This window comes from Streptomyces laculatispora (assembly GCF_017353455.1).
Classification (GTDB): domain Bacteria; phylum Actinomycetota; class Actinomycetes; order Streptomycetales; family Streptomycetaceae; genus Streptomyces; species Streptomyces laculatispora.
Map to the genome: position 1 here is coordinate 1 of NZ_JAFMPZ010000247.1, position 8,167 is coordinate 8,167.

The 8,167-nt window shown below is 72.1% G+C and carries 5 protein-coding genes and 1 pseudogene; 4 read left to right on the plus strand and 2 right to left on the minus strand.

Annotated features, from left to right (window positions below; translation table 11 throughout):
- Window positions 1–414: pseudogene (locus J1C73_RS13860) on the minus strand (O-antigen ligase family protein); the annotation flags it as partial.
- 192 nt (window positions 415–606) lie between these two features.
- Here J1C73_RS13860 and lnt point away from each other — a divergent pair.
- From lnt to J1C73_RS13880, 4 genes are all read left to right on the plus strand, one after another.
- Window positions 607–2,202, plus strand: coding sequence for an apolipoprotein N-acyltransferase (gene lnt, locus J1C73_RS13865; RefSeq protein WP_207316633.1), 1,596 nt, complete (start codon window positions 607–609; stop codon window positions 2,200–2,202).
- 30 nt (window positions 2,203–2,232) lie between these two features.
- On the plus strand, window positions 2,233–2,712 hold the full coding sequence (locus J1C73_RS13870) for an NUDIX hydrolase (protein WP_207316634.1): 480 nt from the start codon (window positions 2,233–2,235) through the stop codon (window positions 2,710–2,712).
- A 154-nt stretch (window positions 2,713–2,866) separates the two neighbouring features.
- Window positions 2,867–4,612: a serine/threonine-protein kinase gene (locus J1C73_RS13875; protein ID WP_307797688.1), complete on the plus strand. Its 1,746-nt coding sequence runs from the start codon at window positions 2,867–2,869 to the stop codon at window positions 4,610–4,612.
- Window positions 4,613–4,737: 125 nt separating this feature from the next.
- The gene (locus tag J1C73_RS13880; RefSeq protein WP_207316636.1) at window positions 4,738–7,353 is read left to right on the plus strand and encodes an alpha-L-rhamnosidase-related protein; all 2,616 of its coding nucleotides are present in this window, start codon (window positions 4,738–4,740) and stop codon (window positions 7,351–7,353) included.
- A 149-nt stretch (window positions 7,354–7,502) separates the two neighbouring features.
- On the opposite strand, the gene J1C73_RS13885 is transcribed toward J1C73_RS13880, so the two are convergent.
- Complete coding sequence (locus J1C73_RS13885; protein ID WP_242644137.1) at window positions 7,503–8,108, minus strand: hypothetical protein; 606 nt, start codon at window positions 8,106–8,108, stop codon at window positions 7,503–7,505.
- Window positions 8,109–8,167: the final 59 nt, after the last annotated feature.

The window sequence follows — 8,167 nt, forward strand, 5'->3', positions numbered from 1 at the left end:
CCCCAGGGCCAGCAGCCGCAGGGTGAACCGCAGGGAGTCCCGGCGGGCCGCGGCCGCCGCGCAGCAGGCGGCCCCGGCCGCGAGTACCAGCAGCCCGGCGCTCGCCCCGGTGGATCCGGGCGCGGTGTCCATCGTGGCCGTGGCGCCGGGCACACCGTCGCGCCAGAGCAGCGCCATGACGAGGGCGGCCAGCGCGGCGACCGTCGTGGCGGTCACCGGCAGCAGCGTTCCGCAGATGCGCCCGCAGGCGAAACCCGCCGCCACGGCGAGGAGAGCCAGCAGCACGCCCTCCGGCCGGGTCTCCCGGCCCGCCGCACTGATCAGGGACCAGATCGCGCAGGCGGCGAGAATCACCGCTCCGGCAGCGTCGGACGCGGTGCCGCCCGCCGGCCCTCGTTCTGTGGATGAAGTCATCACGTCCGCCCCCGGCCTGTGACCCTCCCGTGCGCGACGGCCGGATCCGGCCGGTCGGCGGGGGACCGGCGCACAGATTAACGGCCCCGCGGGCATATGTGCAGAAGATGCGGAGAAACGATCCGGCGGTGAGGATTCCGCCACCAGGACAGGGCTGCCGGGCGCACAGCCGGCCACCGTAGACTCCGCCTGGTGAGCACCACCATCGCCCCGGTCGGCGACCCGCAGCAGCCTGCCTCCGTCCCCCGAGCGAGGCGCCTGCCGCCTCGGCTCGCCCGCCCCTGCGCAGCCGTGCTCTCCGGGCTGATGCTGTACGCGAGCTTCCCGCCCAGGCCCCTGTGGTGGCTGGTTCTGCCCGGGTTCGCGCTGCTCGGCTGGGTGCTGTTCGAGCGCAGGCTCCGCGCCGCGTTCGGGCTCGGTCTGCTCGCCGGGCTGGGCTTCATGCTGCCGTTGCTGCACTGGACCGGCGAAGAGGTCGGCCCGGTGCCGTGGCTGGCCCTGGCAGCCGCCGAGGCACTGTTCATCGCGGTGGGCTGCATCGGCATCTCCGCCGTGTCCCGGCTCGCCGGCTGGCCGTTCTGGGCGGCCGCGGTCTGGGCTCTGGACGAGGCGGTACGGGCCAGGGTGCCTTTCGGCGGCTTCCCCTGGGGCAGGATCGCCTTCGGCCAGGCCGACAGCGTGTTCCTGCCGCTCGCGGCGCTCGGCGGCACACCGCTGCTCTCCTTCGCCGTGGTGCTGTGCGGCTTCGGGCTCTTCGAGGCGGTGCGCCGGTTCCGAATCCGCCGTGCCACCGGTGAACTGCCGCGCCTGGCCGCCGCGGCGACCGCGGCTGCTGTCCTGGTGCCGGTCGCGGCGGCGCTCGCGTCGCTGCCGCTGGTGGACGACTCGGCCGAGGACGGCACCGCGACCGTCGCCGCGATCCAGGGCAACGTGCCGCGGCTCGGCCTCGACTTCAACTCCCAGCGCCGCGCCGTCCTGGACAACCACGCGAACCGTACGGAGCAGCTCGCCCGGGACGTGAAGGCGGGCAAGGTGCCGCAGCCCGACTTCGTCCTGTGGCCGGAGAACTCCTCCGACCTCGACCCCTACCGCAACGCCGACGCGAGGATCGTGATCGACGACGCGGTGAAGGCGATCGGGGTGCCGACCGTCGTCGGCGCGGTCGTCGAGCCCGACACCGGGAACCTGCGCAACACCCTCATCCAGTGGGACCCGGACAAGGGCCCGGTGGCCACGTACGACAAGCGCCATATCCAGCCGTTCGGCGAGTACATGCCGATGCGTTCCTTCGTGCGCGTCTTCAGCTCGGACGTGGACCGGGTGCAGCGTGACTTCGGACCGGGCAAGAAGGTCGGCGTCTTCGACCTCTCCGGCACCTACGTCGGGCTCGTCACCTGCTACGAGGCCGCGTTCGACGACGCCGTACGCGACACGGTCGAGCACGGGGCCCAGCTGATCGCGGTCCCCAGCAACAACGCGACCTTCGGCCGCAGCGAGATGACCTACCAGCAGCTGGCCATGTCCCGGGTGCGCGCGGTGGAGCACAGCCGGTCCGTCGTCGTCCCGGTCACCAGCGGTGTCAGCGCGGTCATCCGCCCCGACGGCACCGTCGTCCAGAAGACGAAGATGTTCACCCCGGACGCACTGGTGGACGAGGTGCCGCTGCGGTCCTCGCTGACCCCCGCGACCCGGATGGGACCGCTGCCCGAAGGGGTGCTGTCCCTGCTCGCCGTCATCGGCCTCGGCTGGGTGGCCGCGCGGGCGGTACGGGTGCGCCGCGGCCGCTGAGTGACTCCGCGCGCCACGTAGGGTCGGCTCATGGCAATTCCTGACTTCATCCGCGAGATCCGCGCCACAGCGGGTCAACAGTTGCTCCTGCTGCCCGGCGTCACCGCCATCGTCTTCGACGACGAGGGCAGAGTGCTGCTCGGACGGCGTGCGGACACCGGTAAGTGGTCGGTCATCGGAGGCATTTGCGAGCCGGGGGAGCAGCCGGCGACGACGGCGGAGCGCGAGGTGTACGAGGAGACGGCGGTGCACTGCGTGGCGGAGCGCGTGGTGCTGACCCAGGCACTGCCGGCCATGCAGTACGAGAACGGCGACCGGTGCCAGTACCTGGACGTCACCTTCCGCTGCCGGGCCACCGGCGGCGAGGCCCGGGTCAATGACGACGAGTCGCTGGAGGTGGGCTGGTTCGGTGTCGACGCCCTGCCGCCGCTGGAGGAGTTCGCGCTCCTGCGTATCAAGCAGTCGCTGACGGACGGACCCACCTGGTTCGAGGCCACCGACTCGCACTGAACGCGACGGACCGGGCCGGGAAGGGGCCGAGAACGGCCTCCGTCCCGGCCCGGAACACCGGCCGGATCAACGGGGTCGCCGCTCGGATGCGTGGACCCCGGCTGTTCGGGCGGCAGTTGTGGTCCGGCGTGTGCGGATGTGGCACAGTCGGGCCGTGGACGCACTGAGGCCCCAGGACCCCGCGCGCATAGGCGCCTACCAACTGCTCGCCCGTCTCGGCGCGGGCGGTATGGGGCAGGTGTATCTCGGCCGGTCGCCCGGTGGACGACTGGTGGCAGTCAAGGTCATCCGTGACGAGATCAGCGATCACCCCGACGCGCTGGCCCGGTTCCGGCGCGAGGCCGCGACCATCGAGACCGTGCGCAGCGCGTACACCGCCCAGTTGATCGAGGCGTCGCTCGACACGTCCCCCTACTGGCTGGCCACCGAGTACGTGGCAGGGCCGACGCTGCGCGGCGCCGTCGGCGCGGGCGGCCCCTTCCCGCCGGACAGCGCCCTGCGGCTGCTGGCCGCGCTCGCCGAGGGACTGGCCGCGGTCCACGTACACGGCGTCACGCACCGGGACCTGAAACCGCACAACGTCATCCTCTCGCCGCAGGGACCGCAGCTGATCGACTTCGGGATCGCACGAGGACTCGAACAGTCGGTTCTCACCCGGGACGGGATGGTGTCGGGGACGCCCGGTTACGCGGCTCCCGAGGTCCTGCTGCGCAACGAGGTGGGCCCGGCGGCGGACGTCTTCGCCCTGGGTGCGACGCTCGCGTACACGGCGACGGGCCGGCCGCCGTACGGCACGGGCGACGCCGCGTCGGTCAGTTACCGGACCGTGTACGAGAAGATCGACCTGGCGGGAGTGCGGACGGACCTGGCCGCGCTGATCCGGATGTGCGTCGACAGGGATCCGGCGGAGCGGCCGAAGCCGGCCGCCGTGATCGCGCTGTGCGGGGTGGACTCACCGCTGGCGTCGGACGCCCACTACCACGCGCTGGTGCGCGCCGCCGAACCCGTCCTCGTGCCAGGGGACTCGAACACGCCGCTCATGCCGTCCGGTTCACACGCGGAGCCGGAAACGGTGCTCGCCGCGACACGACGGGCGGGGAGTGAGCCCGCCGACCAGCCGGTGGAGAGACCCGCGACGGACGTCCCCGCGCAGCCGCCCGGCACCACCCCGTACGCCGCCCCGGACCAGCAGCGGCGCCCACGGCGGGGAAGGGCCTGGGCCGCCCTGTGCGCGGTGGCGCTCGCGGTGCCGGTCACGTTCTGGCTGCTCCCGGAGACGGACGGCAAGGGCGCCGACGCGGCACCCGGGGCCGGGGCCACCACGTCCGGCCGTCCGGCCGCGCGCCGTTCGGCGACCGCCGACAAGACGGCCCGCCCGCCGGACCACATCGTCAACGACCGCGTCTCGAAGGACCGCTGGAAGTCGGACCATTCGAAGAATGCCGCTCTGGGCGGCGGCCGCTGCGATCCGGACCATTTTCCCGAGTCCTTTCCACCGTCGGGTCTGATCTCCTCGGTCTCGCACACCACCGGCTCCGGCACCGCCTCGGTCTCGTTGCGGTTCGAGGACGCGGGGGAGGGCAAGAGACCCGCGCCCTACTACGTCTCCGTGGGGGTGCGCCCCCCGCACGAGACCGACCGCGCCACCGGACGGCCGCTCCGGTCCGAAGCCAAGGGCATCGGTTTCACCAGCAAGCCCGTCGACATCTACTCCCACTGGTCCTCCGGCGGAGCCGTCGAGCTCACGTACCCGGACGCGTTCCGGGCCCACTTCAGTGAAAAGACCCTCGACGCGATCCCGGTGGGGGATGACCGGGGCGACTGGACCGTGGTGATCTACCACGTCGAAGGCGGGCCCACGAAGTACACCTCCGTCGCGTGCAACGGCTTCCACGCCTGAGACAGCCGTCTCCGCAACCCTGTACGGGGTCGCCCGCCTCGTATAGCGTCGCCGTGACGTTTGTCATTGAAACGATTCATGTGCGCGTCCCTGAGTGATGCGCGGCTACGGAAGGACGTCGGGACGTGACGAGTGTGGGCAAGAACGAGCCGGGGCCGACGCGGCGCACCGTACTCGAAGCGGGCGTCGGCGGCGCGGCGTCCCTCGCGGCCGGGCTGCCGCTCGTCGCAGCCGGCACGGCGGCCGCCGCAGGGGCCGCCGTGCCGGAGCGCGGGGGCTCGTGGCACCGCTATGTCCAGGGGCCGTCGCACCGGACCGTGCGGCCGGTGGGGATCGTGCGGACGGCGGGGGACGTGTCCGAACCCGGGGCGCTGCTCGCACCCGGAGGCCGGGTCACCGTACTGCGGCGCGCCCGGCCGTCCGCCGCCCCCCGCTGGCCGCAGGGCACCACGGCCGAGGCGTCGTCCACGCACGCGGGCAACAACGGGAGCGACGGCCGCCCGCGTACCTACGCCGCGGACAACGCCATCGACGGCGACCCCGACACCTTCTGGAACGACGATACCGAGGGCGCGTTCCCCGACCCGCTGACCATCACCCTGCCCGGGCAACAGCGGCTGCCCGGTGTGACGGTGGTGTCCAACGCCGACGGCGTGCCCGCGGACTTCACCGTCGAGGCGTGGGTGGACACCGCCTGGCGGACCGTCGCCGCGGTCACCGGAAACACCGGCGTGCAGCGCGCCGTGCGCTTCGACGCGCCGGTCGCGACCGACCGGGTACGCATCGCCGTCACGGCCGGTCAGGACGCCGGGCAGGGAGTGTTCACCCGTGTCAACGAGGTCTGGCCGGACGCGGTGGACCCGGTCACCGCTCCCAGCGTGACCATCGACTTCGGCAAGGTCGTCGTGGGCTACCCGGAGGTGGATTTCACCCGGGCCTCCGACAACAGCCCCGGAGTGCGCCTGGCGTTCTCCGAGACGCTCCAGTACCTGACCGAACGCTCCGACTTCACCCGCGGCGACCAGGCGGGCGGCGCGGGCCGGGGCACCGACCAGTACGCCGTACCGGCCGGCGGTGCCAAGTGGAGGGACACCAAGGGCTTCGGCTCGGGCGACGACAAGCTGTACGCCGACGGGCTGCACGGCTTCCGCTACCTGAAGATCACGCTGGACGCGCTGCCGTCCGATGCGCCGGCCGCCCAGCCGTGGGGCGAAGTGGCCATCGACGCCGTGTCATTGGACTTCACCGCCTACCTCGGCACGCCGGATTCCTACCGGGGATGGTTCCTGTGCTCCGACGAGGAGCTCAACCGCTACTGGTACGGCGCCTCGTACACCAACGAACTGGTCGTCGACACCTTCCGCCGCGACGACGTGGACCCGCGCAACGCCTTCAGCCCGTCACTGGACGGAAAACTGGTGCTGCACGACGGCCCCAAGCGGGACCGGGACCCGTACGTCGGGGACGTGGCGGTGGCGGGGCGGACCCTCTACCTCACCCATGACGACGCGGCCGAGGCCGCCCGCAATGTGCTGGCCGACCTCGCCGACCACCAGCGCGACGACGGGTGGATCCCACCGGCGTCCATCAACAACTACACCCTCCCGCTGTTCGACTATCCGCTCTGGTGGGTGACGTGCAGCTGGGACTACGTGCTGTACACGGGCGACCAGGACTACGCCGCGCGCTACTACCCGCAGTTGGTGAAGGTGCTCGACACCTGGTACCCGAGCGTGACGGACGAGGCGGGGCTGCTCAGCAAGGGGCTGAACGGTACGTCCGGCTACGGCGACTACGCGTTCCTCGGCCGCACCGGCCGCGTCACCTACTACAACGCCAACTACGTGCAGGCGCTGCGCGACGCGGCACGTATCGCCGGGCTCCTGGACCACGACACGGACGCACAGCGCTGGTCGAAGCGGGCGGACAAGGTGGCCGGGGCCATCAACGACCATCTGTGGGACCCGGCTGCGGGCGCCTATCTGGACTCCGCCACCGGCCCCGTCAGGCACGCCCAGGACGGCAACGCCATCGCCATCACCGCGGGTGTCGCCGACGAGGAGCGGGCGGCCTCGGCGCTGGCCCACCTCGACGCGACGACGAGGCTCAGGTACGGCAACGCCTTCATGGACAACGACACGCTGTTCGGCGGCGCCTCCCAGCGCGTGTACGCCTTCACGTCCTACCCGGAGCTGGTGGCGCGCTTCGAGTCCGGCCGGCCGGACTCGGCGATCGACCAGATCAGACGGACCTACGGCTGGATGGACAGTCACGACCCCGGCATCACGCAGTGGGAGGGCATAGGCCCCAACGGTTCGCTGTACGAGCAGGGCTACACGAGCATGGCGCACGGCTGGTCGACGGGTGTGCTGCCCGCCCTCACCCACCAACTGCTCGGCGCGAAGCCGACCTCACCCGGCTACGCCACCTGGGAGGTGCGGCCGAACCCCGGTGAGGTCCGCTGGGCGCAGGGCCGGCTTCCCACGCCGCACGGGCCGCTCGACGTGGAGTGGAACCAGGACGGCGGGACCTTCGCCCTGACCGTGCGGGTCCCACGGGGTTCGCGCGGCTCGGTGGCCCTGCCCACGGACGGACGGCACGTCACGGTGCGCTCCGGGCGGCGGACCCTGTGGAAGGACCACCGGGCGTACGGACCCGGCGTGCACGGCGACAGCCGGCGTGTGACGGTCACCGGTCTCACCCACGGCACGCATCACCTCACCCTCGTGCACACGCGCTGAGGCGCACCGGGGCCGTGGGTAAAAGGTCCGGGGGCCGGGGAGACCGGCACCCGGCCCCCGGGAGCAGCCGGTCGTCCTTCTGCCGGCAGCCGTCGGCCGGTCGCCCTCCCGCCCGTCGCGTCCGGCGGTCCTGCTCCTGCCAGACCCTGTCAGGCGGCGTAGGCGGACATCGTCAGGGTCTCGGAGAGGACGCGCCACAGAGCCCAGGCACCCGCACGGCTCGCCGCACTGCACAGCGTCCCCTCCGTGCACCGGGTCGGTCTGTTCTGCCAGGCGCTGACCACCAGGCAGTGCAGGCCGAGGCTGCGCGCGAACGTGAAACGGATGTGCAGGCCCTCGCCCAGATCATGGCCGGGAAGCGTCGCGATCTGAAGGCTGTCGTACCCGATCGCCTCCACCCGGACCGGGTTCCCGCCCAGCAGTTCGCACTCGTCCGCCGGACGGATCACGGCCGGGCAGTCACCGCTCACCGGGAACAGCCAGAAGTTGTCGGTGAGCTGTCCGCGCACGTCGTGGGGGCTGGTGAACGGATGGAAGCCCAGCGAGTAGCCGTACCGGTACAGCTGGTCCGGAATGGTCGGCTGTGCCCCGGCGTACGACGGGGACGGCAGCGCCGCGAGCAGGAGCGCGGCAACGAGCAGACCGGCCGGTGCGGCACGGGCCGACGCGCTGCCCGCCCTCACGGCGGAGCCGCGGAACGCCCGGCGCCGAGTGCGGCCGTCCTTCCGCATCAGCACCTCCCGAAGCGCAGACATGAGCCAAGTGGAAGGTATGCGCTGATGGGGGCGTCGGCATCTCGGCACCCGTCTGTACC

What these genes read in the sequence shown, in the direction of transcription:
- J1C73_RS13870 (WP_207316634.1), top strand. Translation starts at nt 2,233, where the DNA reads ATGGCAATTCCTGACTTCATCCGCGAGATCCGCGCCACAGCGGGTCAA.
- J1C73_RS13885 (WP_242644137.1), bottom strand. Translation starts at nt 8,108, where the DNA reads ATGTCTGCGCTTCGGGAGGTGCTGATGCGGAAGGACGGCCGCACTCGG.